General features: G+C 68.5%; 20 protein-coding genes and 1 other RNA gene. 10 read left to right on the forward strand and 11 right to left on the reverse strand.

Translation table 11 applies throughout. The features are described from left to right. Nucleotides 1-4 precede the first annotated feature (4 nt). The 10 genes from mraY to rsmI all read right to left on the reverse strand — a co-directional run bounded on the left by mraY (nt 5) and on the right by rsmI (nt 10,248). Nucleotides 5-1,087 (reverse strand): phospho-N-acetylmuramoyl-pentapeptide-transferase, encoded by a 1,083-nt coding sequence (mraY, locus tag LF63_RS12475; protein WP_043102262.1) that lies wholly within the window; start codon nt 1,085-1,087, stop codon nt 5-7. Further along, the gene (locus LF63_RS12480) at nt 1,077-2,447 is read right to left on the reverse strand and encodes a UDP-N-acetylmuramoyl-tripeptide--D-alanyl-D-alanine ligase (protein ID WP_043102265.1); all 1,371 of its coding nucleotides are present in this window, start codon (nt 2,445-2,447) and stop codon (nt 1,077-1,079) included. The genes mraY and LF63_RS12480 overlap by 11 nt, the downstream gene beginning before the upstream one ends. Then, nucleotides 2,441-3,919: a UDP-N-acetylmuramoyl-L-alanyl-D-glutamate--2,6-diaminopimelate ligase gene (locus tag LF63_RS12485; RefSeq protein ID WP_043102268.1), complete on the reverse strand. Its 1,479-nt coding sequence runs from the start codon at nt 3,917-3,919 to the stop codon at nt 2,441-2,443. Before LF63_RS12485 ends, LF63_RS12480 begins: the two co-directional genes overlap by 7 nt. Further along, nucleotides 3,916-5,688 carry a peptidoglycan D,D-transpeptidase FtsI family protein gene (locus LF63_RS12490; RefSeq protein WP_052395065.1) on the reverse strand — a complete coding sequence of 591 codons (1,773 nt, stop codon included), beginning with the start codon at nt 5,686-5,688 and terminating at the stop codon, nt 3,916-3,918. Before LF63_RS12490 ends, LF63_RS12485 begins: the two co-directional genes overlap by 4 nt. Continuing rightward, nucleotides 5,685-5,957, reverse strand: a complete 273-nt coding sequence (gene ftsL, locus LF63_RS12495) for a cell division protein FtsL (RefSeq protein ID WP_043102271.1) — start codon at nt 5,955-5,957, stop codon at nt 5,685-5,687. Before ftsL ends, LF63_RS12490 begins: the two co-directional genes overlap by 4 nt. After that, nucleotides 5,954-6,880 (reverse strand): 16S rRNA (cytosine(1402)-N(4))-methyltransferase RsmH, encoded by a 927-nt coding sequence (rsmH, locus tag LF63_RS12500; RefSeq protein WP_043103859.1) that lies wholly within the window; start codon nt 6,878-6,880, stop codon nt 5,954-5,956. Before rsmH ends, ftsL begins: the two co-directional genes overlap by 4 nt. Nucleotides 6,881-6,922: 42 nt before the next feature. Next, nucleotides 6,923-7,369 (reverse strand): division/cell wall cluster transcriptional repressor MraZ, encoded by a 447-nt coding sequence (gene mraZ, locus LF63_RS12505; protein WP_043102274.1) that lies wholly within the window; start codon nt 7,367-7,369, stop codon nt 6,923-6,925. A gap of 299 nt (nt 7,370-7,668) precedes the next feature. Further along, nucleotides 7,669-8,034: RNase P RNA component class A (gene rnpB / locus LF63_RS15355), an RNA gene on the reverse strand. A gap of 14 nt (nt 8,035-8,048) precedes the next feature. Further along, on the reverse strand, nt 8,049-9,224 hold the full coding sequence (locus LF63_RS15320) for a GGDEF domain-containing protein (RefSeq protein WP_052395069.1): 1,176 nt from the start codon (nt 9,222-9,224) through the stop codon (nt 8,049-8,051). A 196-nt stretch (nt 9,225-9,420) separates the two neighbouring features. Next, the gene (gene rsmI, locus LF63_RS12515; protein WP_043102277.1) at nt 9,421-10,248 is read right to left on the reverse strand and encodes a 16S rRNA (cytidine(1402)-2'-O)-methyltransferase; all 828 of its coding nucleotides are present in this window, start codon (nt 10,246-10,248) and stop codon (nt 9,421-9,423) included. A gap of 73 nt (nt 10,249-10,321) precedes the next feature. Between rsmI and LF63_RS12520 the strand changes: the two genes are divergently transcribed. The 3 genes from LF63_RS12520 to LF63_RS12530 are packed head-to-tail and all read left to right on the forward strand — an operon-like array spanning nt 10,322 to nt 13,918. Beyond that, nucleotides 10,322-12,187 (forward strand): penicillin-binding protein activator, encoded by a 1,866-nt coding sequence (locus LF63_RS12520; protein WP_043102278.1) that lies wholly within the window; start codon nt 10,322-10,324, stop codon nt 12,185-12,187. Further along, complete coding sequence (locus LF63_RS12525; RefSeq protein WP_043102280.1) at nt 12,187-12,546, forward strand: YraN family protein; 360 nt, start codon at nt 12,187-12,189, stop codon at nt 12,544-12,546. Before LF63_RS12520 ends, LF63_RS12525 begins: the two co-directional genes overlap by 1 nt. 1 nt (nt 12,547) lies before the next feature. After that, nucleotides 12,548-13,918 (forward strand): FAD-binding oxidoreductase, encoded by a 1,371-nt coding sequence (locus tag LF63_RS12530; RefSeq protein WP_043102281.1) that lies wholly within the window; start codon nt 12,548-12,550, stop codon nt 13,916-13,918. 142 nt (nt 13,919-14,060) lie between these two features. Here the strand turns inward: LF63_RS12530 and LF63_RS12535 are convergent, their stop codons facing one another. Next, nucleotides 14,061-15,344 (reverse strand): FAD-dependent oxidoreductase, encoded by a 1,284-nt coding sequence (locus LF63_RS12535; RefSeq protein WP_235205324.1) that lies wholly within the window; start codon nt 15,342-15,344, stop codon nt 14,061-14,063. A gap of 361 nt (nt 15,345-15,705) precedes the next feature. On the opposite strand from LF63_RS12535, the gene LF63_RS12545 reads away from it, so the two are divergent. The 7 genes from LF63_RS12545 (at nt 15,706) to LF63_RS12575 (ending at nt 23,474) form a co-directional block, all read left to right on the forward strand. Further along, nucleotides 15,706-16,314 carry a uracil-DNA glycosylase family protein gene (locus LF63_RS12545; protein WP_425477051.1) on the forward strand — a complete coding sequence of 203 codons (609 nt, stop codon included), beginning with the start codon at nt 15,706-15,708 and terminating at the stop codon, nt 16,312-16,314. Nucleotides 16,315-16,416: 102 nt separating this feature from the next. Beyond that, nucleotides 16,417-17,772 carry a nucleoside permease gene (locus LF63_RS12550; protein WP_081945210.1) on the forward strand — a complete coding sequence of 452 codons (1,356 nt, stop codon included), beginning with the start codon at nt 16,417-16,419 and terminating at the stop codon, nt 17,770-17,772. A gap of 6 nt (nt 17,773-17,778) precedes the next feature. Beyond that, a complete protein-coding gene (locus LF63_RS12555; RefSeq protein WP_043102287.1) occupies nt 17,779-18,744 on the forward strand; it encodes a ribokinase in 966 nt (321 codons plus the stop codon). Nucleotides 18,745-18,789: 45 nt separating this feature from the next. Further along, a complete protein-coding gene (locus LF63_RS12560; RefSeq protein ID WP_200877551.1) occupies nt 18,790-19,368 on the forward strand; it encodes an NUDIX hydrolase in 579 nt (192 codons plus the stop codon). 185 nt (nt 19,369-19,553) lie between these two features. Then, entirely contained in the window at nt 19,554-20,615 is a 1,062-nt protein-coding gene (locus LF63_RS12565) for a PepSY-associated TM helix domain-containing protein (protein ID WP_052395071.1), read from the forward strand. A 159-nt stretch (nt 20,616-20,774) separates the two neighbouring features. Beyond that, nucleotides 20,775-21,761 (forward strand): tRNA dihydrouridine synthase DusB, encoded by a 987-nt coding sequence (gene dusB, locus LF63_RS12570; RefSeq protein WP_043103871.1) that lies wholly within the window; start codon nt 20,775-20,777, stop codon nt 21,759-21,761. 591 nt (nt 21,762-22,352) lie between these two features. Then, nucleotides 22,353-23,474, forward strand: coding sequence for a transporter substrate-binding domain-containing protein (locus tag LF63_RS12575; RefSeq protein ID WP_043102290.1), 1,122 nt, complete (start codon nt 22,353-22,355; stop codon nt 23,472-23,474). The last annotated feature ends 2 nt before the right edge of the window (nt 23,475-23,476 follow it).

Here is a 23,476-nt window from a genome sequence, read left to right on the forward strand (position 1 = left end):
CGGATCAACGCACCTTCAACGTCGCCAGTCCGATCAGGACCAGCACCACGGAAATGATCCAGAAGCGCACGATCACGCGCGGTTCCGGCCAGCCTTTCAGTTCGAAGTGATGATGGATCGGCGCCATGCGGAACAGCCGCTTGCCGGTCAGCTTGAAGCTGGCCACCTGCAGCATCACCGAGGCGGTCTCGATCACGAACACGCCGCCCATTACCAGCAGCACGATTTCCTGCCGCACGATCACCGCGATCAGGCCCAGCGCGGCGCCGATCGACAACGCGCCGATGTCGCCCATGAAGACCTGCGCCGGATAGGTGTTGAACCAGAGGAATCCCAGTCCCGCGCCAGCCAGCGCGCCGCAGAAGATCGCCAGTTCGCCCGCCCCCGGAATCGACGGAATGCCCAGGTACTGCGAGAACACCGCATTGCCGGCCAGGTAGGCGAAGATGCCCAGTGCGCCGGCCACCAGCACGCTCGGCATGATCGCCAGGCCATCCAGACCATCGGTCAGGTTCACGGCGTTGGAGAAGCCGACCACCATCAGATAGCCGATCAGCACGAACAGCCCGCCCAGCGGCAGCGCGACGTGCTTGAACAGCGGCACGAACAGCGCGGTTTCCGGCGGTGTCTTCGCGGTGAAGTACAGGAACAGCGCGGCAGCCAGACCGAAGGCCGACTGCAGCAGGTACTTCCAGCGCGCCGGCAGACCGCGGCTGTCCTTCAGCACCAGCTTGCGGTAGTCGTCGTAGAAGCCGATCGCGCCGAACGCCAGCGTGACCGACAGCACCACCCACACGTAGCGGTTGTGCAGGTCGGCCCACAGCAGCGTGCCGATGACGATGGCCACCAGGATCAGCAGACCGCCCATGGTCGGCGTGCCGGCCTTGCTCAAGTGCGATTGCGGACCGTCGTCGCGCACCACCTGGCCGGCCTTCATCGCCGCCAGCTTGCGGATCATGCCCGGCCCCATCAGCAGGCACACGGCCAGCGCGGTCAGCGCGCTCATGATGGTGCGGAAGGTGATGTATTCGAACAGGCGCAGCGCACCCAGGTACGCCGACAGCCATTTGGCCAGTTCAAGAAGCATGCGTTCCCCCCTGTTGCTCGTCCGCTTCCAGCGCCGCGACCACGCGATCCATGCCGGCGCTGCGCGAGCCCTTGATCAGGCAGGTAACGCCTGCGCGCAATTCCCTGCGCAGGACTTCGATCAGTTCGGACTGCTCGCTGAAATGCTCGCCGCCGCTGCCGAAAGCCTCGCAGGCAGCGCGCGTGAGCAGGCCGACGCCGAGCAACCGCGTCACGCCGTGTTCGCGGGCATAGGCGCCGATCCGCGCATGCAGCTCGCGGCCCTCCGGTCCCAGCTCGGCCATGTCGCCCAGCACCAGCCAGGCTTCGCCCTCGGCCAGGCCGAGGGTGTCGATGCCGGCGCGGGTCGAGGCCGGATTGGCGTTGTAGCTGTCGTCGATCAGCTTCCAGCCGCCCGGCATGGCGCGGCTGCGCAGGCGTCCCGGCACGCTGCCGGCGTGGTGCAGGCCGTGGCTGATGTGCTCCAGCGGCACATCGAGCGCGCAGGCGATCGCGGACGCCGCCAGTGCATTGGCGACGTTGTGGCGACCCGGCAGCGGCAATGCGATCTCGGCGTCGCCCTGCGGCGTGCTCAGCACGAAGCGGCTGCCGCCCGGGTTCATATCCAGAATCTCGGCACCAACGTCGGCTTCGCGGTCGAGGCCGAAACGCAGCATGCGGCGCGTGCCGAGCAGGCCGGCGAAATAGTCGGCGAACGCGTCGTCGGCGTTGACGATGCCGACGCCGTCGTCGGGCAGGGCGCGATACATGGCGCCCTTGGTCTCGGCGATGTTCTCGACGCTGCCCATGCGCTCAAGATGCGCCGTGGCGATGTTGTTCACGAGGCCGATATCGGGCCGCGCGATGGCAGCCAGGTAGTCGATGTCGCCCGGCTTGCCCGCGCCCATCTCCAGCACCGCGTACTCGGCGTCGTCCGGCATCGCCAGCAGCGTCAGCGGCATGCCGATCTCGTTGTTGAAGTTGCCCGCGTTGACGTGCGTGCGACCGTGCCGCGCGAGGATCGCCGCGGTCAGCGTCTTCACCGTGGTCTTGCCGTTGGAGCCGGTGATGCCGACCACCCGCGCGGAAGAAGCCTCGCGGCGCGCGGCGGCCATGTCGCCCAGCGCCTTCAGGGTGTCGGAGACCACGACCTGCGGGACCGCCGCATCCTGCACGCGCGAGACCAGCGCGGCGGACGCGCCCTTCTCCATCGCCATCGCCACGTGCTCGTGACCGTCATGGCGCTCGCCGACCAGGGCCACGAACAACTGCCCGAGCAGGACCTTGCGGCTGTCCGTGGTCACGCCGCGGATCAACACGTCGTCGCCGTGCACGCGACCCTGCGTCCACGCGGCGATCTGCTGCAGATGCACCTTCAGCATGCGTGCACCTCCATCGCGGCGCGCGCCACTTCGAGATCGTCGAAAGGATGTTTCTCGCCGTTCACTTCCTGGTAGTCCTCGTGTCCCTTGCCGGCCACCAGCACCACGTCGTCGGCGTGCGCCAGGCGCAGCGCCTCGTGGATCGCCGCCGCACGATCGCGCTGGACGGCGGCCGCTTCGGGCCGGTCCATGCCGGCGAGGATCTGCGCGACGATGACGTCGCCGTCTTCGCCGCGCGGGTTGTCGTCGGTGACGATGACGCGGTCGGCCAGTCGCTCGGCGATGGCGCCCATGTGCGGGCGCTTGCCCGCATCGCGCTCGCCGCCGCAGCCGAACACGCAGATCAGCGCGCCGCGCGTGTGGCCGCGCAGACTGTTCAAGGCCTGTTCCAGCGCATCGGGGGTGTGCGAATAATCGACCACCAGCAGCGGCTGCCCGCCTTCGCCGCCGAGCCGGCTCATGCGTCCGCGCACCGGCTGCAGCTGCGCGAGTACCGCGCCGACACGCGCGAAGTCCTCGCCCAGCGCGCCGAGACAGGCCGCGACCAGCAGCAGATTGGCGACGTTGAAGCGCCCCAGCAGCGGGCTGTGCACCGGCGTCTCGCCCCAGGGCGTGTGCAGCGTGAAATGCAAACCGTCGCCGTGCGCCTCGACGTCCGTCGCGGTCACTTCGGCCTGCGTGCCGCCGACGCTGACGCGCAGGCGCGTCACGCCCTCGGGCAGACGCTCGGACAAGCTACGCCCGAAACCGTCGTCGACGTTGACCACGGCGGCCTTCAGCCCCGGCCACGCGAACAGGCGCGCCTTGGCCTCGCCGTAGGCCTGCATGGTGCCGTGGTAGTCCAGATGATCGCGCGTCAGATTGGTGAAGGCGGCCAGATCGAAGGCCACGCCTTCGACGCGGCCTTGATCCAGCGCATGCGAGGACACTTCCATCGCCACGTGACTGGCGCCCTGCGCGCGGAAATCGGCCAGCAGCGCCTGCATGCTGAGCGCGTCCGGCGTGGTGCGCTCGCCGGCCTCGATCGCGCCGTGCATGCCGCTGCCCAGCGTGCCGATGGTCGCCGCGCGATGGCCCAGCAACGTCAGCGCCTGCGCCAGCATCTGCACACAGGACGTCTTGCCGTTGGTGCCGGTGACGCCGATGACCGTCATCGCCCGCGACGGATCGCCGTGGAAGCGCGCAGCCAGCGGACCGGCGCAGTCGCGCAGACCGTCGATCCAGACCACCGGCGCATCGATCTCGGGAGCGGCGCGCACAGGGCCTTCGGCCAGAATCACCGAAGCGCCCTGTGCGACGGCCGCAGGGGCAAACGTGATGCCGTGCGCGCGACGGCCGGCCAGCGCCACGAAGGCGTTGCCGGGGCGCACGCGGCGCGAATCGATCTGCAGACCCGAAACCACGATGTCGCCGCTGGCGGGCGCTTCGGCCACACCGGCCAGCAGGTCGCGCAGGCGCATGCTCGTCGTCATCGCGCGCCCTCCTGCCGCGAACGGCCACCCTGCATGGCGGCCGCACCACCGCGCGAGGCGTACAGCTGCGGCACGTTGTCGGGCGGGATGTCGAGCAGGCGTAGCGCGCCCTTCATCACCGAACTGAACACCGGCGCCGCGACCGTGGTGCCGAAGTAACCGCCCTGCGCGCCACGCACGATGACTACGCCGACCAGACGCGGATTGCTGGCCGGCACCATGCCGGCGAACAACGAGTTGTAGTTGGAGTTCGAGTAGCCACCCGCCTCGGCGATATGCGAGGTGCCGGTCTTGCCGGCGACGGTGTAATTGGCGATGGCTGCGGTGCGGTAGGCCGTGCCGCCCGGCTCGACCACCGTCTTCAGCATGTTGACCACTTCCTGCGCCACTTCGGGGCTCAGCACCTGCTTGGGCGCGTTGTCCTGCCCCTTGACGAAGCTCGGTGCGCGCAGCTGACCGCCGTCGGCCAGCGCGCAATAGGCCTGCGCCAACTGCAGCGCGGTCACGCTGAAACCGTAGCCGTAGCCGATGGTGGCCTGACGGATCGGCCGCCAGTCGCCACCGATCGGCAGCAAACCCGAGGACTCGCCGGGAAAGCCGCTGCCGGTGCTGGCGCCGAAGCCGAAATCGCGGAACACCTTGTACATGGCGTCCGGCGACAGGCTCAGCGCCATCTTCGCCGCGCCGATGTTGCTGGAACGCGTGATGACGCCGGTGACGTCGAGCACGCCATTGTCCTCGTCGTCCTTGATGGTGTGGCCGTACAGCTGGATCCAGCCCGGCGACGTGTCGATCTTGGTGCTTGGCGTCCACTTGCCGCTTTCCAGCGCCGCGGCCACGGTGAAGGCCTTGGCGGTGGAACCGGGCTCGACCACGTCGGTCACGGCGCGGTTGCGGCGCTGCGACGGATCGCTGTTGCCGACGGCGTTGGGGTTGTACGACGGCAGATTGACCATCGCCAGCACTTCGCCGGTGCGCGGGTCCATGATGACCATCGACGCCGAGGACGCCTTGAACTTCTTCACCGTCTCGTCGAGCTGACGGTAGGCCAGGTACTGGATGCGACGGTCGATGCTCAGGGTCAGGTCGTGGCCCGGCTTGGGCGCGCGCACCATGTCCACCGTCTCCACGGTGTGCCCGAGGCGGTCGCGGATCACGCGCTTGCTGCCGGCCGCGCCGCTGAGCCACTGATCGTAGGCGCGCTCCAGGCCTTCCTGGCCGTGATCGTCGATATTGGTGAAGCCGAGCACGTGCGCGGTGACCGCGCCGAGCGGATAGTAGCGACGGAATTCGCGCTGCTCGTTGACGCCCGGCACCTTGAGGTCGAGCACGGCCTGCGCCGCCTCCGGACTCATGCGCCGCTTCAGGTACACGAATTCGCGGTTCGCACGCTGCTCCAGGTACTGCTCCAGATCGTCCGGCGCAATGCCCAGCGCACGCGCCAGCGCCGGCATCTGGTCGGTGTGATCGAGCAGCTCCTGCGGATTGGCCCAGATCGACTCGACCGGCGTCGACACCGCCAGCGGCACCCCGTTGCGGTCGAAGATGCTGCCGCGCGAAACCGGGATCGGCACTTCGCGCAGGAAACGCGCATTGCCCTGCGCCTGGTAGAAGCTCTTGTCCACCACCTGCAGCTTCACCGCCTGCGCCAGCAGGCCCAGCGCCGCCAGCGACAGCAGCACGACGACCAGCGTCATGCGCCGACGCGCGCTCGGTCCGGGCGCGCGTTCGGGCAGCTGCAGTTCCGGTTTGGCGCGGTCGCGTCTCATCGGCGGATCAGTCGGGTGTCGGCAGCGGTGGGATTGACCATGCCCATCTGGCCGCGGGCGATGGTTTCGATACGGCTCGGATCGGCCCAGGTGGCTTTCTCCAGCTCCAGGCGACCGAATTCCACATTCAGCGCGTCGCGCTGCGTCTGCAGCTTGGTCAGCTGCACGAACAGCACGCGGTTCTCATGCCGCGCCCAAACCACGGCGATGGCGCTGATCAGGACCAGCGCCAGCAGCATCGGCAGGAGCAGCACGAGACGGATACTCATGGCAGTCGCTCGGCCACGCGCAGCACCGCCGAGCGGGCGCGTGGGTTGGCGTCCAGTTCGGCGGCGGACGGGAAATGGGCCTTGCCCACCGCGCGCAGCATCGCCGGCGGCGCGTCCGGCGGGGGCAGATTGCGGCGACCGGCCGGACGAATGCCCGACTGGCTGCGGATGAACTGCTTGACCACCCGGTCCTCCAGCGAATGGAAACTGATGACCACCAGGCGTCCACCCGGCTTGAGCCGCGCGAGCGCCCCCTCCAATCCCTGTTCCAACGCGTCCAGCTCGCCGTTCACCCGGATGCGCAGCGCCTGGAAGGTGCGCGTGGCCGGGTGCTTGCCTTTCTCGCGCCGGCCCAGCAACCGTTCCAGCAGCTGCGCCAGTTCGCCGGTGCGGCGGATCGGCTGCTCTTCGCGCTGCGCCACGATGGCGCGCGCGATGCGGCGGCTGAACCGCTCTTCGCCGAAGCGCCACAGCACGTCGGCGATGTCCTTTTCCTCGGCCTGGGCCAGGAATGCCGCGGCGCTCTCGCCGCTGTCCGGGTCCATGCGCATGTCCAGCGGCGCATCGGCCATGAAGCTGAAGCCGCGCTCGGCTTCGTCGAGCTGCGGCGAGGACACGCCGATGTCGAGCAGAATCCCGTCCAGCCCGTCCTCCGTCGCCGGCCACTGCGCCAGTTCGGCGAAGTTGCCGCGCCGGATCGTCACCCGCGCATCGCCGGCGAAGGTCGCTTCGGCCGCGGCAATGGCCTGCGGATCGCGATCCATCAGCAGCAGGCTGCCGTCGGGGCCGAGGCGTTCGAGGATCGCGCGGGCGTGGCCGCCGCGACCGAACGTGCCATCGAGATATCGCCCGCTTGCCTTCACGGCGAGCCCCTCCAGCGCTTCCTCCAGCATCACCGGGATGTGCATCGATTGACTTCCCATGGCACCCATCCCGTTACTTCGTGTCCTGTTCTTCTTGTCTCGCTACAACCTCAGTTCCGCCATGTCGTCGCTGATCTGGTCCTCGCCGATGGTCTGGCGGATGCGACTCAGATGCGCCTGCTCGCTCCACAACTCGAACTTGGTGTCCATGCCCAGCAGCACCGCCTTCTTCTCGATCCCGGCCGACGCCCGCTGGCTGGCCGGAAGCAGGATGCGCGAGGCGCTGTCGGGTTCGACGTGGGCCGCGGCGCCGACCAGCTTGCGCTGCAGGTCGCGATGCACGGCCTTGACGCTGGGAAGCGCATTGACCTGATCGCGCACCCGCTCCCACTCGCTTTGCGGGAAAATCCACAGACAGCCGGCCTCGAACGGGTTGTACGCCACCACCAGGCAATTGCCGCACTCGCGAACGACCAGCTCCCGATACGCGGTCGGGATGGCCAGTCGGCCCTTGTCGTCGACGGTGATGGCGGTTTCACCCTGGAACATGGCTAGGGACTTCCACGAATTCCCACGAATTCACACTGGAACCCACAATAGTCTCAGCCCCTGAGACTGTCAAGGAATTTTCGCTTGCAGATCAAGGACAAAGACAACGGTTGCTGAATTTTTATGCAGTTTCTCAGGAACTGTTCTGAGGCCCTTGAAATCGGTGGATTTTTTGCTTTTCCGCGCTCTGCTCGCCAAGCGCAACGGCATCCGCACCGAGCCCATACGACCGCACGAACGTGAACGCCCTCCCCACGAGGGAGAGGGCGTTCACCGACATCGCTGTCGTTCGCGGAAAGAGATGGAGTCGGCCTGTAAGCCGGGTTCTGTTCGCCTTGCGGCGCGACAGTCATTCCTCTCGGCCTGGCGTCACCGCCAGGCTCCAGCAACCTACCCGGGAACAACGCGGGCCGCGTTATCGTTCCCCTATTCGGTCTTGCTCCGGGTGGGGTTTACCGTGCCACGCGGCGTTGTCCCCGCGCGCGGTGCGCTCTTACCGCACCGTTTCACCCTTACCTGATCCCCTTGCGGGGCCATCGGCGGTCTGCTCTCTGTTGCACTGGCCGTCAGCTCGCGCTGCCCAGGCGTTACCTGGCACCCTGCCCTGCGGAGCCCGGACTTTCCTCGACGCACACAAGGTGCGACGCGACTGTCCGGCCGACTCCGACGCCAGTGTACTTCATCCGCCCGTCCTCGCGGTCGCCACGGCGTCCGACGCATCGGCGCATTCGATCCGATTGCGGCCATTGCGCTTGGCCCGGTACAGCGCCCCATCGGCCATGCGCAGCGCCTCGTCCAGCGTCGCCTCGGCGCCCGGCCCGAGGGCGGCCACGCCGATGGATACCGTGACCTTCAGATCCGGCGCTTCGTCCGGCGGCGCCATCGCCGCGACCTCCACGCGCAAGCGCTCGGCCATCTTCAGCGCGCCATCGCGCGACGTGGCCGGCAGCGCCAGCGCGAATTCCTCGCCGCCGATGCGACCGGCGATGTCGCCGCCGCGCAGGATGCCCTGCAGATGCGCGCCCAGGCGCGTCAGCACGATGTCGCCGACCGCATGCCCGTAGCGGTCGTTGATGCTTTTGAAATGATCGACGTCGAGCATCAACACCGCGACTTCCGACGTCGACACGGGCGCTTCGCGCACGGCCGCCACGCGATCCTGGAATTCGCGCCGGTTGCAAAGCCCGGTGAGCACGTCGCGCGTGGCCAGATCCTGCAGCTGACGGGCGTAGCGCACGATGCGCCGGATCATCGGCCGGAAGATGCCCAGCGCCTCGAACAGCAACACCAGCAGAACGATGGCGAGAATCGCGTGCTGCAGCATCTCCATCCGCTGCAGATGCACCTCGCCCGCCTTGACGTGCACCGTGGCGACCGCATCCAGCCCGTCGGGCAATTGCTCGCGCGCCAGCGAGCGCAAGGCATCCAGCGCGCCGACGAACTGCGGATCGCCCGGCGCGCCCGTGTCGATGCGCTTGGCCAGGGCGATGAAACGCTCGATGTCCTGCCCCAGACCGTCGCGGTACAGCGCCAGCGCGCGCGGCTTGCCGTAGGCCATGAACGACGCGCTGCCTTCGTCGCTCGACAGCAGCCGGTATTCCTTCTCGAACTGCGCCAGGCTGACGTGCAGAACCGCGTGCGCCTGCGCCGAACCGTCGGCGTATTCATCGGCCATCTCGGCGATGCGCTCGGCCAGCACCACCTGACGCGTACTCATGGCGGCCACCGCGGCCGAACCGTCGTCTTCGCGCAGGACGCGGCCGAGGATCAGATGCGAGAACACCGTGCACACGGCAATCAGGCCGAGGGCGATGAGGTAACGATAGGTCAGCGCGCGGCTGGACAATCCGGTCATGGGCGGGCAACAAAAAAGAGACGGCACCGGGCGCCGCATGCGCCGGGGAGAAACCGGCCCATGCCGTCGGGCATCCTCACCGACCTTCGCCCACGAATCGGGAACGCAGCATCGCGCTCCGCACCGGCCCGCATCCTGACGCCACCGGAAAGCGTTCGATCTTAGCGCCCGCGCCCGCCGACGGCACCCCTCGGGGTCAATCGCCGTAGAGCGCCTTGCGCGGCGCGCCGCTGATCGAGGACGCCAACCTGGCCGCCTTCGACGGCGGCAACTCCTCGCGCAGCAGGGCGAACAGGCGCCGTCCCTCGGCCAATTGCGCTTCGGCGGCGTCGGCACAACCGGCCACCAGCAGCACGCATTCGCCGCGCTGCTGATCGGAGTCAGCCGCCACGCGCGCGGCGAGGGCGGCCAGCGGTTCGCCAAGCACGGTCTCGAACAGCTTGGTCAGCTCGCGCGCCAGCACGGCCTCGCGCTCATCGCCGAAGGCGGCGCGCATGTCGTCCAGCGTCTCGGCCACGCGATGCGGGGATTCGTAGAAGATCAGTGTGCGCGTCTCGGCCGCCAGCGCCTCCAACCGACTTCTGCGCGCACCGCGCTTGGCCGGCAGGAAGCCCTCGAACACGAAGCGGTCGCTGGGCAGCCCGGCGGCGGACAGCGCCGCGATCGCCGCGCACGCGCCGGGCACGGGCGACACACGCACGCCGGCCGCGCGCGCCGCGCGTACCAGCCGGTAGCCCGGATCGCTGACCAGCGGCGTGCCGGCATCGGAGATCAGCGCCACGTCCTCGCCCTGCAACAGGCGCTCCACCAGCGCCTGCGCGATGGCGTCCTCGTTGTGCTCGTGCAGGGCCTTCAACGGCGTGTCGACGCCCAGGTGCGCAAGCAGCGGCCTGCTGTGCCGGGTGTCCTCGGCCGCGATCAGCGCGACCGAGCGCAGCACCTGAACGGCGCGCGCGGAGATGTCGTCGCGGTTGCCGATGGGGGTGGCGACGACGTGCAGGGTGCCGGGCGTAGCTTGATCCATGTTCAAGACTGGGTACGGAGTCATCCGCTATGATCGCGCAAATCGCTGTGCAATGAATTTCTGAGGAACACGCATGCGCACAATCCGTGCCCTGGGCCTGCTCGGCCTTCTGACGCTCGCCGGTTGCGCTACGGTCAGCGGCCCGACCCAACAACAGCAGGCGCAGTCCGCGCAGGTGATGCGACTGGAACGCCAGGGCCAGTACGCGCAGGCCGCGCAGGCCTACATGCAGTTGGCGGCGCAGAACGCCGGCTCGGGCAGTTACTTCCGCCTGCGCGCCGCCGAAGACTGGCGCCAGGAAGGCGACCTGGACAACGTCCAGCGCGCACTGGATGGCGTCACCCGCGGCCAGCTCTCCGCCAACGATCAGCAGCGCTACGATTTGCTGCAGGCCCAACTCGCGCTGAAGAACGGCGACACCCAACGTGCGCTTTCGCTGACCGCCGCGCCGGTCCACCACCTGCCCGCCGATCTGCAGCAGCGCACGCTGGAACTGCGCGCGCAGGCGCTGGAAGCCGCCGGCAAGCCGTACCAGGCCGCGCGCATCCGGGTGCAGATGGACGCGCAGCTGCAAGGGCTGGACCAGGCCCAGAACGAACGCGAGATCGTGCGCCTGCTCGGCAGTCTCGGCGCCGACGCGCTGAAGCAGCGTCGCCAGACCCTGGCCGACGGCAGCCCGATGCAGACCTGGATCGACCAGGCCCTCCACCAGCTCGGCGCCGGCATGTCCAACGGCGCGCTGGACGCCAACCAGCCGGTTGGCACGGTGATGCCGGGCCAGCCGCAAGGTCAGGGCTACCGCAATCCGGGCAAGGTCGCCCTGCTGCTGCCGCTGACCGGCTCGCTGGCGCGCGCGGCGACGCTGATCCGCGAGGGCTTCTTCACCGCCTACTTCAACGACAGCGTCGGCGGCCAGCACCGCCCGCAGGTCAAGGTCTACGACAGCGGCGGCACGCCGGCGCAGTCCGTGGCCGCCTACCAGCAGGCCGTGCAGGACGGCGCGCAGCAGATCATCGGGCCGCTGACCCGCGAGGACGTCGCCGCCGTCGTCGGCCAGGCCTCGCTGCCGGTGCCGGTGCTGGCGCTGAATCACCCCGACACCACCCGGGTGCCGCCGCCGGGCGTGAACGAATTCGGCCTGCTGCCGGAAACCGAAGGCGCCAGCGTCGCCGACCACATGCTGACGCAGGGACTGAAGCGCGCCTATGTCGTGGTGTCGACCGAGGACTTCGCGCAACGTGCCGGCCAGGCCTTCGCCCGCGAATTCACCGCCCAGGGCGGTCAGATCGTCGGCCAGCTGTCGCTGGACCCCAAGACCATCAACGTCAGCCAGCAGCTGGCGACCATCGCGCCGCCCGCCGCATCGGCGCGCGCCAGCACCGACAAGCAGGCCGCCGACGCCTACAACCAGCGCGTCGCCCAGCTGGAGAACGGCAGCGGCATCTTCATCAGCATGCGTCCGGAGCAGGCGCGCCTGGTGATGCCGCAGCTGCGCCTGGCGCAAATGCGGCAGCCGGTGTTCGCCACCTCGCACGTGTACGGCGGCTACGACAATCCCGACGCCGACCGCGACCTCGACGGCGTGACCTTCTGCGATGCGCCGTGGCTGTTCGACGCCCAGCCGGGCCTGCCCTCGCGCAGCGCCATCGCCAACCTGCTGCCGGCGACCAGCGCCAGCGGCGCGCGCCTGTTCGCGTTCGGCATGGACGCCTGGTCGCTGACGCCGTATCTGGACTTCCTGCGCTCGCACCCGGGCAGTTACGTGCCGGGCGCGACCGGTCAGCTGGTCGAAGACGACTTCGGCCGCATCCAGCGCGTGCTGACCTGGGCCCGTTTCGACAACGGCCTCGCTCGACCGCTGTCGGGCAGCCTCGACCTCGGCTCGCCCACCGACCAGACGCCGTCGGCCAGCGTGACGCCGGCCGCTGCCAGCCACTGATGCGCGCGACCGGCGACGCGTTCGAGGACCGCGCCCTGGCGCACCTCGAACGTGCCGGTCTGAAAGCGGTCGCACGCAACTTCCACACCCGCTTCGGCGAACTCGACCTGATCATGCGCGACGGCGCGACACTGGTGTTCGTCGAGGTGCGCTACCGCCGCAGCCGCGGCTACGGCGGCGCCGCGATGTCGGTCACCGCACGCAAGCGCGAGCGGCTGGTGCGCGCCGCCGAAGGCTTCCTCGCCGCCCATCCCGAACACGCCGAGCGCGACTGCCGCTTCGACGTGATCGCCTTCGAGGGCGACGCCGAACGCCCCGACACCGCCTGGCATCGCGCCGCCTTCGACGCCGGGACGTGACATGGCGCTGAGCGACACCTTCCTGAGCGAACTGCGTGCCGACCTGGGCGAAGCCAACCTGCGCACCGACCCGGCCGAGCGCCTGACCTACGGCTACGACAACTCCCGCCGCCAGGCGATGCCCGACGCCGTGGCTTTCCTCGACACGCACGAGCAGGCCGTCCGGCTGGTGCAACGGTGCCGCGCGCACCGCGTGCCGCTGATCGCGCGCGGTCGCGGCACCAACACCACCGGCGCCACGGTGCCGGTCGCCGGCGGCGTGGTGGCCAGCTTCGAGCGCATGAACCGCATCCTGCGCATCGATCCGGACAACCGCCTGGCGGTGGTCGAACCCGGCGTGCTCAACGGCGACCTGCAAACCGCACTGGCGCCGCACGGCTTCTTCTGGCCGCCCGATCCGACCTCGTCGCCGTTCTGCTCGATCGGCGGCAACCTCGCCTGCAACGCCGCCGGGCCGCGCACGGTGAAGTACGGCAGCCCGCGCGAGAACACCCTCGGACTGCGCGCCGTGGCTGGCACCGGCGAGGCCTTCCGCTGCGGCGTGCAGACCAGCAAGGGCGCGACCGGCTACGACCTCACGCGTTTGCTGATCGGCTCCGAGGGCACGTTGGCGCTGATCACCGAAGCCACGCTGAAACTGACGCCGAAACCGTCCGCCCTGCGCACGCTGCGCGCCACCTACGCCGATGTCGCCAGCGCCGCGCGCGCGGTGGCGCGGATCATGGCGCAGCCGGTCACGCCCTGCGCGCTGGAATTCATGGACGGCACCGCGCTGAAGCTGGCGCGCGACCATGCCGGCGACAGCGTGCCCGCCGCCGGCGCGCTGCTGATGATCGAGGTCGACGGCGAACCCGATGCCCTGCCCGGCGCGGTCGAAGCCGTGTCGCGCGCCGCCCGCGGCGACGGCCTGCTCGACCTGCATGCCGCCGCTGACGCCGAGGAAGCGAAGACGCTGTGGGCCGCGCGCAAGGCGCTGTCGCCCGCGCAGCGCAAGCTGTCGCCGCACAAGATCAACGAGGACGTGGTGGTGCCGGTCAGCCGCCTGCCCGCGCTGGTCGCCGCCGTCGAGGCGCTGGCGCGCGAGCACGAGCTGCCCATCGTCAGCTTCGGTCACGCCGGCAACGGCAACCTGCACGTCAACCTGCTGCCGCGCGACGACGCCGAACTCAAGCGCGCCGAGCCGTGCCTGCGCAAGCTGTTCGAGACCGTCATCGCCCTCGACGGCACGCTGTCCGGCGAACACGGCATCGGCCTGGCCAAGCGCGACTTCATGCCGATGGCGCTCGGCGCGCAGACGCTCGAACTGATGCGCGGCATCCAGCGCAGCTTCGATCCGGACGGCATCATGAATCCGGGCAAGCTGCTGCCCTGAACGTCACCCGCAAGCATGATCGAAACGGCGTGCCCCCTCGTCGCGAATCTAACGTTTCCGGCATGTTCGCTGCATCGAACGCGGAGTTCGGCGCCCTCACGCAGCGAGGGTCATTCGATCGTGAGCAGACAGACGCCGTCCTTCACTCACGGAAAAGCGCGACCACGCCCCACGGCGCGGTCGCATCGAAGAACCGCTCCAGATTGCGCGCACTCCGACGGGCAACCTCGGCGCTGCGCGGGAAAAGACGCGCTTCATACGCCCGGAAAGCCGCTTCGACATCGCCGCGATGCATGCACATCGCCCGCGCGAGTTCCGCGCCGTCGTGCATGGCAAGGTTGGCGCCTTCGCCGGCAAACGGCGACATCAGGTGCGCTGCGTCGCCCAGCAGGGTCACGCCCGGCACCCGCGGCCAACGATGTTCGACGGGAAGCGCATGGATCGGCCGCAGGACGGGATCGACCTCGCCGTCCGCGATCAGGGATACCAGAGCGGGCGCCCAGTCCGCGAAGGCCCGGGCCACGGTCGCCATGCCGTCCTTCGCTCCGCTGACATCGATCGACTCGAACCATGCCTCGGCCCGGTTCAGCGCCGCATAGACGTGCAACGAGCCTTCCGCGTATCGGTGCGCCAGAATGCCTTGCCCGGGCGCAACCGCCATGAGCGTGCCCTCGCCGACGATGTCCGCGCTGGCCTTGTGGCGAATCGGTACATCGAAAAGCATGGTTTCGATGAAGCAGGTACCGCTGTAGACCGGCTTCGCCTGCGAAACCATGGGGCGGACCTTCGACCACGCCCCGTCGGCGCCGACCAGGACGTCGACGACACGCGTCGACCCGTCGGCGAAGGTGATTTCATGCCGACCGTGGCCGGCAGCCGCGACGGACACCGCCTTGCGGCCCCACTCGATCACACCGGACGGAAGGGCGTCGATCAACAATTGCCGCAACGCGCCGCGATCGACCTCGGGACGCTTGACGGCATGCCCGTCCGGCATGTCGAGCAGTATCCGGCCGTGCTTGTCGACGACGCGCTTGGCATCTTCGCCGGGACGCACGAGTCCGCGGAAGGCCTCGAACAGTCCGGCCTCCCTGAGCGCGGCCTGGCCGCTGTGTTCGTGGATGTCGAGCAGGCCGCCCTGCGATCTCGCGTCGGGCGAAGCTTCCGCTTCGTAGATCGTCACGCGCATGCCGTGCATGGCCAGGATGCGAGCCAGCGTGAGTCCGCCCAGTCCGGCACCGACGATGGTGATGGTGTGTTGCATGTTCAGCGCTCCTTTCGCCGCGCCAGCACGCACAAGCGCTGACGACGGCATCGGTCCGGCAGGTGCCGGAGAGTCATGAGGGAGACGCTGGCCGAAGCATGCAGAACGCATGTCCGACGTATGCGCGATGACGGGTTCGCCGCAAAAGGCCGTCGCCGTCATCGTTTTTCGCGACCGAATCAAGCCTAGATCATGGCATCGAGGCAAACAACACCGGACACGTGCGCAACGGCCCGCCTCTTTTCGCCCATTGCTCGTCCGGCCGACTGCGCAGTCCTTGTCGTGGCCGCGCGATACCTTTCGTCGACCAAGGCATGCATCGCATCGATGACGCAAGGCCCGACCTGCCGGCAGACCTCGTGCGCGTGGACGAGCGACACTTGCGCATCGCGCCCGACCGTCGATGCATGGCGCCTCGGCCCGAACGCGTTCGCGCATCGAGGTCCGCCTCGATTCATGGCATTGCGCACAACCGCCCGCATCGGAGTTAGGCTTGCCATGCCGTACCCGCACGGACCGCACCATGAGCCGAACATCGAACGACATCGCGAATCGCATGGACGTCCTGCTCAACGACATCCGTGCCTGCCGCCTGTGCGAAGCACACCTGCCGATGGGGCCTCGCCCCGTGCTGCAAGCGGCGGCAGATGCGCGCCTGCTGATCGTCGGCCAGGCGCCGGGGCGGCGCGTGCACGAGAGCGGCGTGCCGTTCGACGATCCAAGCGGCGAGCGCCTGCGCGACTGGCTGGGCATCGACCGCGATGCGTTCTACGACCCGCATCGCGTCGCCATCGTGCCGATGGGCTTCTGCTACCCCGGCACCGGCCGCAGCGGCGATCTGCCGCCGCGTCCGGAATGCGCGCCGACCTGGCACCCGCGCGTGCTGCCGCTGCTGGGCGCGATCCGCCTGACCTTGGTCATCGGCCAGTACGCGCAGACCGCCCTGCTCGGCGACGCGCGCGGCGCCAACCTCACCGCCACCGTGCAGGACTGGCGCACGCATCTCGAACACGACCGCCTGCCGCTGCCGCATCCCAGCCCCCGCAACAACCGCTGGCTGAAACAGAACCCGTGGTTCGCCGACGAACTGCTTCCGGTGCTGCGTCAGCGCGTCGCCGACGCCCTGGCCTGAGGCCGGCCCGCGGCTTGCCGTTCTCGCAAGCCTTCCTCTACTCTGCGAAAGTTTGATGGCCTTGGGGCGGTTCCCGCGGCCGACACGCGGGGGACGCGCACCATGCTCAAATTTCGCCTGACCGTCATGAACTTCCTGCAGTTCTACATCTGGGGAGCATGGCTGCTGACCATCGGCGCATGGTGGTTCCAGACGCGACACTGGTCGGGCACCAGCTTCGGCGCAATCTTCTCGACCATGGGCATCGCCTCGCTGTTCATGCCCTCGATCGCCGGCATCATCGCCGACAAGTGGATCAACGCCGAGCGCCTGTACGGCATCCTGCAGATCTGCGGCGCCGTGGTGCTGTTCTGCGTGCCGTTCGTGCACGACCCCGAACTGATGTTCTGGGTGATGCTGCTGAACATGGTCTTCTACATGCCGACCATCGCGCTGGCCATCACCGTCGCCTATAACGCGCTGAAGAACGAGGGCCACGACGTGGTCACGGTGTATCCGCCGATCCGCGTGTGGGGCACCATCGGCTTCATCGCCGCGACCTGGACGGTGAGCCTGATGCACTTCGAGACCTCGCCGCTGCAGTTCCGCATCGCCGCCGCGGCCTCGCTGCTGCTGGGCCTGTACGCCTTCACCCTGCCCAAGTGCCCACCCAAGCTGGACGCCGCGCACAGCGTGTCGCTGGCCGACCGCCTGGGCCTGACCTCGTTCGTGCTGTTCAAGAACAAGAACATGGCGGTGTTCCTGATCTTCGCCATGCTGCTGGGCGCGGCGCTGCAGCTGACCAACGCCTACGGCGACACCTTCCTGCACGACTTCAACAAGATCGCGCCGTACAAGGACATGGCGCCGCTGGACTGGCACACCTTCTTCGCCTCGCTGAACTGGCATTCGTTCTCCGATCTGGCGACGCGTCTGGCGGTCGCGCATCCGGCGATCATCATCTCGATCTCGCAGTTCTCCGAAACCGCGTTCATCCTCACCATCCCGTTCTTCCTCAAGCGCTTCGGCATCAAGGCGGTGATGACCATGAGCATGCTGGCCTGGGTGCTGCGTTTCGGCCTGTTCGGTCTGGGCAATCCGGGCGGCGGTCTGTGGATGATCGTGCTGTCGTGCATCATCTACGGCATGGCGTTCGACTTCTTCAACATCTCCGGCTCGCTGTTCGTCGAGAGCCAGGCCGACCCGAAGATCCGCGCCAGCGCGCAGGGTCTTTTCATGTTCATGACCAACGGCGTCGGCGCGGTGCTCGGCAGCCTGATTGCCGGCTGGGCCATCGACACCTTCTTCACCGACCACACCTGCAACGACACCGTCGCCGTATGCAAGGACTGGCCGGGCATCTGGATGGCGTTCGCCGGCTACGCGCTGATCATGGCGCTGCTGTTCGTGCCGCTGTTCAAGCACAAGCACGTGCGCGAAGAGCAACGCCTGCCGCGCCAGGCGCACGGCGAGGTCTGATCGACGATGGCATGCAAGGTCGTCGTCGTCGGCAGCTACAACCAGGACCACGTGTGGCAGGTGGATCGTTTCCCGCAGCCGGGCGAGACCCGGCGCGGCGGCGGCTTCCGCACCGGCCCCGGCGGCAAGGGCTTCAACCAGGCCATCGCCTGCGTGCGCCAGGACGTGACGACGGCCTTTGTCGGCGCACGCGGTCATGACGCGCTGGGCGACGGCGCCGCCGCGCTGGCCGAAGCCGAAGGCCTGACCGGCTGCTGGCAGGTCCGCGAAGACGTGCCGACCGGCACCGCCGCGATCCTGGTCGAAGCCAGCGGGCAGAACCAGATCATCGTCGACCTGGCCGCCAACGAACGGCTCGACCCCGACTTCCTGTGCACGCAATCGGCGCTGTTCGCCGACGCCCGCGTGCTGCTGGCGCAGCTGGAAAACAACCTCGACGCCACGCGCACGGCGCTGCAACTGGGCGGCGAGCACGAGCTGATCCGCGTGCTCAATCCCGCACCGGTGCATCCCGATCTGGACGCCGACCTGCTAGGCCTGGCCGATGTGCTGACGCCGAACGAGAGCGAGTTTGCGCAGCTGTGCGCGCGCTTTCTCGACACCGAAGTCGCCACCGACGACGTCGCCACGCTCGACGACGAGCGACTGCACGCGTTGTGCCGACAGCTGTGCGGCGGCAGCGTGGTCGTCACCCTTGGCCGTCACGGCAGCTTCGTGTCCCACGGCGATGCGCGCCGCGGCGACGAAGCCGCCTGCTATCGCGTCGCCGCCGAAACCGTGAAGGCCATCGACACCACCGGCGCTGGCGACGCCTTCTGCGGTGCGCTGGTCGCCGGCCTCGCCGACGAGCGCGTCACGCGCTTCGCCGACGCCGTGCGCCACGCCGGCCGCGTCGCCGCCCTGTCCACCGAACGCGCCGGCGCCGCCACCGCGATGCCGCGCCGCGACGAAGTCGTCGCGCGATTCGGTTGAGGATTCGCGCCGTCGTCGGCCTGATTGCGTGAAACGGTGCCTACGGTGAGGCAATCCACGGCTCCACCCGACCATGCGGAGCGCACCCGCATACGCGCCGAATTCCAGTCGATCCGGCCTCTGGACGCACTGGAACACACGCATCTGAGCGACGCATTCGCGTGGATCGATTCGGGCGCACCCCTGTGCCGCATCGCCAAACCAGCCACGCCGGCCAAGCACCTCGTTGCCTACTTCGCGGTCGTCGATGGCGATCACATCCTGCTGGTCGATCACAGGAACGCACAGCGCTGGCTGCCCACCGGCGGCCATGTCGAGCCGGGGGAGCATCCAAGACGGACCGTACTGCGCGAGCTGAAAGAAGAGCTCGGCCTCGTCGCACCCCACCCCATCGCAGCGCCCCTGATGGTCACGTGCACGTCCACCGTGGGACTCACCGCCGGGCACACCGACGTATCGCTCTGGTACGTCGTGCACGCGGATCGCACCCGACCCGTCAGCTTCGACGCCAGCGAATTCCACTCGGTGCGCTGGTTCGCCTTCGACGAGGTGCCTTTCGCCCGTAGCGATCCGCACATGCGCCGCTTCATCGCCAAGCTGAGTGCAGGTCACTCCTGCGATTAATGCAGTGACCTCAACCCTTCCGGAGCGCTGGCTGTATCACCGAGGCAACCGCTTCGTGCACAGGCAAGCCCCACGTAAGCACGGCTTAACCGGCGCATCTGCGGATGCTTGTGCGTGCAAGGCGAAACTTTACAAATGATAATGCTTCTCAATAATATCCAAGCTTTCCCCGGGAAGCTCCTCACATGCGCCACTGGCTGCGACGCCTGCACCTGTGGTTCGGCCTCAGCGTCGGACTGGTCTTCGCCCTGATCGCCCTGTCGGGCACCGCGCTGGTGTACGAACACCCGCTGCAGGCCTGGCTGTATCCGCAGTTGCAGGCGCACGACGCGCATGTGCCGGACCGGGCGCAGCAGGCGCAGATCCTCGACCGACTGACGGCCGACGACGCCAAGCGCGACCAGTTGCGCGCCATCGGCCTGCCCTCGCCCGACGCGCCCTACTGGCAGTTGATGACCACCGACGGCACGCGCATCTACCTCGACGCACAGGGCGACAAGGTGATCCTGACCCGCCAGCGCGGTCGCGATGTCCTTGGCCTGCTGCACCGCTTCCACGCCAACCTGCTCGCTGGATCGACAGGCAACCTGCTCGTGCGCATCCTGGGCTTCTGCGCGCTGTTCCTGCTGTTCTCCGGCATCGTGCTGTGGTGGCCGCGCAAGGGCCATCTGCGGCAGAGCCTGCGCCCGTATACGCAGCCGCCGACGCGACGCTGGGTCAGCTGGCACCGCAGCGTCGGCGTGCTCACCTTGCCGCTGCTGCTGGTCCTCACGGTCACGGGCACCTGGCTGACGTTCCGCGGCGAGCGTCCGCGTCCGCCGCAGCGTGCGCCGGCTGCGAAACGCGTCCCGGCACAGACGACGGCAACGGTCGCGATCGACTGGAGTTCGGTGCTGCAACGCGCCCATGCGGCTGCACCGGACGCCACGCTGTCGATGGTCAGCCTGCCCGCGCGCGGTCGTTCCATCGTGGACGTGCGCGCCAGTCAGCCCGGCAAGGGTCGACTGACGCTGCAGGTCGACACCGCCTCGACACAGCCCGCGCGCCTGCAGGTCAACCCGCGCCAGCGCGGCACGCGCAGCGTGATGAGCGTCGTCCACGGATTGCATGCGGGTCGGCTCGGCGGGACATGGTGGGAAGTGCTGACGGCATTCGCGGGTCTGCTGCCGCCGTTCTTCGTGGTCACCGGCTTCCTGTTCTGGTGGACGCGCCGCAAGTATCGAACCGCGCCGCGCACGGCGGACTGAGTCAGGCCAAGCAGCCGCGCATAGCCCGCGTGGCGCGGCCAGTCGAAACCTGCGCAGGATCGCGCTGGCATCAAGCGCGATCCCCGAATCCAGACTGGCTCTGGCCCGGCCCGACCGCCGAACCGGATCGCCGCCACCGACTGCCGTACAATGCGCGCCATGCGCATCGGCTCCCACCTGATCGATCCGCCGGTGGTGCTGGCCCCGATGGCCGGCGTCACCGACAAGCCGTTCCGACTCCTGTGCAAGCGCATGGGGGCCGGCTTGGCCGTGTCCGAGATGACCACCGCCGACCCGCGTCTGTGGCACACCACCAAGTCGCGCAAGCGCATGGACCACCTGGGCGAACCCGACCCCATCGCCGTGCAGATCGCCGGCTACGATCCGCAGATGCTGGCCGAGGCCGCGCGCTTCAACGTCGATCACGGCGCGCAGATCATCGACATCAACATGGGCTGCCCGGCGAAGAAGGTGTGCAACGTGTGGTCCGGCTCCGCGCTGCTGCAGGACGAGCCGCTGGTCGCGCGCATCTGCCGTGCCGTGGTCGAGGCGGTCGACGTGCCGGTGACGCTGAAGATCCGCACCGGCTGGAACCGCGAGAACAAGAACGCGCTGAACATCGCGCGCATCGCCGAGGACGCCGGCATCGCCGCGCTGGCCGTGCACGGCCGCACCCGCGCCGACAAGTACCAGGGCGAAGCCGAGTACGAGACCATCGCCGCGGTCAAGCGCGCGATCTCGATACCACTGCTCGCCAACGGCGACGTCACCACGCCCGAACGCGCCCGCCACGTGCTCGACGTCACCGGCGCGGACGCCGTGATGGTCGGCCGCGGCGCACAGGGCCGGCCGTGGATCTTCCGCGAGATCGCGCACTACCTCGCCACCGGCGAGAAGCTGCCCGAGCCGACGCCGGACGAAGTCTGCGCCATCCTCTGCGAGCACCTCGAACACCTGCACGACTTCTACGGCGAGCATCAGGGCGTGCGCATCGCGCGCAAGCACCTGGGCTGGTACGCCAAGGACCGTCCCGAGAACGCGGCCTTCCGCGCCGTGGTCAATCGCGCCGAATCCGCCGCCGAACAGCTGCGCCTGACCCGCGACTACTTCGCCCGTCTGGCCGACGACGCCGCGCTGGCGGCCTGAATCCCGCGGCAAGCATCCGCACCACGAGCGTTTCCTGCGATCCCAACGCTGAGACTTCATTCGCTCGCGCCACGGACACTTCCCACCGCCTACCTCGGCGCTTCCCTCGCCCGCACCATGGGCACTTCTGCGGTCGCACCACGGGTCTTTTCGCCGCGGGTCATGCCTGCGAAAGCAGGAACCCAGGGCCTTTGCCTTGTTCAGCGGCTTGAGCGTCGCTGGGTCCCGGCGTTCGCCGGGATGACGTACAGGTATGGATTGTCGAGGTCACCCTGTGCGCCCCCGTGCGCGCCATGCCCGTGCGCCATGCCTGCATACATGATGGAACGCCGTGAGATGGACTCATCGCTGCGAATCGCGGGTAGGAACGACGCACGTCGCCGCGAGGTGTCATCAGGTAGGGCGCAGCGACGTCATGCATCGGCGCGTAACGACATGCCGAGCGCCCTCGTGAGGCGGCACGCTTTCACGCGAAAGCGGCAGCCACGGCCCGGAGCTCGTTCGCGCCCTGAAGCCGATCGCGCATCGCGCTAAGCTGATCGACGCGCATCGCGTGCGCGATGTGCTGGATACCGAACCCTGGAGTCCCGGATGACCACGCGTTGCCTGCGCACGATCCTGCCTTTCGTTCTTGCCCTTCTGTCCACCGCCGCAGGCGCGCAGCAGACGCCTGCCGCTACTTCCCCGGCATCCGCCGTATCCAGCGCCTCCCCGGCCAAAACGCTGACGGTCGGCGTGAAGGTCGCGCCGCCCTTCGTGATCCGCGACGGCGACCACTATCGCGGCCTGGCCATCGACCTGTGGGAAGAAGTCGCCGCCGATCACGGCTGGCGCTACACCTACAAACCGTACGATCTCGAAGGCCTGCTCGACGCCGTGCAGCAGCATCAGGTCGACGTCGGTCTGGGCGCGATCACCGCCACCGCGCAACGCGAACAACGCATGGACTTCGCCCATCCGATCACCAGTTCCGGCCTCGGCGTCGCGGTGCGCAGCGAGAGCGGCTCGGGCTGGCTGGCCGTGGCGCAGGCGCTGGTATCGCCGGCCTTCCTCAGCGTCATCGGCACCCTGGTGCTGTTGTTGCTCGCGGTCGGCGTGCTGGTGTGGAGCCTCGAACACAAGCACAACCCCGAACAGTTCGGCGGCACGCGCGCGCAGGGCATCTTCTCCGGCTTCTGGTGGGCGATGGTGACCATGACCACGGTCGGCTACGGCGACACCGCGCCACGCACCGTGCCCGGCCGCCTGCTCGGCATGGTGTGGATGCTGGCGGCATTGATGGTGGTGTCGTTCTTCACCGCATCGATCACCAGCGCGCTGACCGTCGGCCAGCTCAGCAACCGCATCCGCAACGCCGACGACCTCGGCCACGTGCGTGTGGCCAGCATCGCCGGCAGCACCAGCGGCAACTGGCTGCAGCGCAACGACGACAACTACGTGCACGCCGATTCGCTGGACGACGCGCTGCAGCAGCTCGCAGCCGGCAAGGTCGACGCGGTGGTCTACGACGCGCCGCTGCTGCGCTGGCAGATCAATCAGGACTACGACGGCCGACTGCGCGTGCTGCCGATCCGGCTGGAACGGCAGGATTACGCCTTCGCCCTGCCGGACCGCAGCCCGCTGCGCGAGCAGATCGACACCTCGCTGCTGCAGCGGATCAACGCGCCGGACTGGGACCAGCGCCTGCAGAAGTACTTCGGCGACCGCAACTGACC

The sequence above is a fragment of the Oleiagrimonas soli genome (genome assembly GCF_000761445.1).
Lineage (GTDB): Bacteria > Pseudomonadota > Gammaproteobacteria > Xanthomonadales > Rhodanobacteraceae > Oleiagrimonas > Oleiagrimonas soli.

Bases quoted from the DNA above. Each gene is read 5' to 3' on its own strand.
- mraY (WP_043102262.1), bottom strand. From the start codon at position 1,087: ATGCTTCTTGAACTGGCCAAATGGCTGTCGGCGTACCTGGGTGCGCTG.
- LF63_RS12480 (WP_043102265.1), bottom strand. From the start codon at position 2,447: ATGCTGAAGGTGCATCTGCAGCAGATCGCCGCGTGGACGCAGGGTCGC.
- LF63_RS12485 (WP_043102268.1), bottom strand. From the start codon at position 3,919: ATGACGACGAGCATGCGCCTGCGCGACCTGCTGGCCGGTGTGGCCGAA.
- LF63_RS12490 (WP_052395065.1), bottom strand. From the start codon at position 5,688: ATGAGACGCGACCGCGCCAAACCGGAACTGCAGCTGCCCGAACGCGCG.
- ftsL (WP_043102271.1), bottom strand. From the start codon at position 5,957: ATGAGTATCCGTCTCGTGCTGCTCCTGCCGATGCTGCTGGCGCTGGTC.
- rsmH (WP_043103859.1), bottom strand. From the start codon at position 6,880: ATGGGAAGTCAATCGATGCACATCCCGGTGATGCTGGAGGAAGCGCTG.
- mraZ (WP_043102274.1), bottom strand. From the start codon at position 7,369: ATGTTCCAGGGTGAAACCGCCATCACCGTCGACGACAAGGGCCGACTG.
- LF63_RS15320 (WP_052395069.1), bottom strand. From the start codon at position 9,224: ATGACCGGATTGTCCAGCCGCGCGCTGACCTATCGTTACCTCATCGCC.
- rsmI (WP_043102277.1), bottom strand. From the start codon at position 10,248: ATGGATCAAGCTACGCCCGGCACCCTGCACGTCGTCGCCACCCCCATC.
- LF63_RS12520 (WP_043102278.1), top strand. From the start codon at position 10,322: ATGCGCACAATCCGTGCCCTGGGCCTGCTCGGCCTTCTGACGCTCGCC.
- LF63_RS12525 (WP_043102280.1), top strand. From the start codon at position 12,187: ATGCGCGCGACCGGCGACGCGTTCGAGGACCGCGCCCTGGCGCACCTC.
- LF63_RS12530 (WP_043102281.1), top strand. From the start codon at position 12,548: ATGGCGCTGAGCGACACCTTCCTGAGCGAACTGCGTGCCGACCTGGGC.
- LF63_RS12535 (WP_235205324.1), bottom strand. From the start codon at position 15,344: ATGACGGCGACGGCCTTTTGCGGCGAACCCGTCATCGCGCATACGTCG.
- LF63_RS12545 (WP_425477051.1), top strand. From the start codon at position 15,706: ATGAGCCGAACATCGAACGACATCGCGAATCGCATGGACGTCCTGCTC.
- LF63_RS12550 (WP_081945210.1), top strand. From the start codon at position 16,417: ATGCTCAAATTTCGCCTGACCGTCATGAACTTCCTGCAGTTCTACATC.
- LF63_RS12555 (WP_043102287.1), top strand. From the start codon at position 17,779: ATGGCATGCAAGGTCGTCGTCGTCGGCAGCTACAACCAGGACCACGTG.
- LF63_RS12565 (WP_052395071.1), top strand. From the start codon at position 19,554: ATGCGCCACTGGCTGCGACGCCTGCACCTGTGGTTCGGCCTCAGCGTC.
- dusB (WP_043103871.1), top strand. From the start codon at position 20,775: ATGCGCATCGGCTCCCACCTGATCGATCCGCCGGTGGTGCTGGCCCCG.
- LF63_RS12575 (WP_043102290.1), top strand. From the start codon at position 22,353: ATGACCACGCGTTGCCTGCGCACGATCCTGCCTTTCGTTCTTGCCCTT.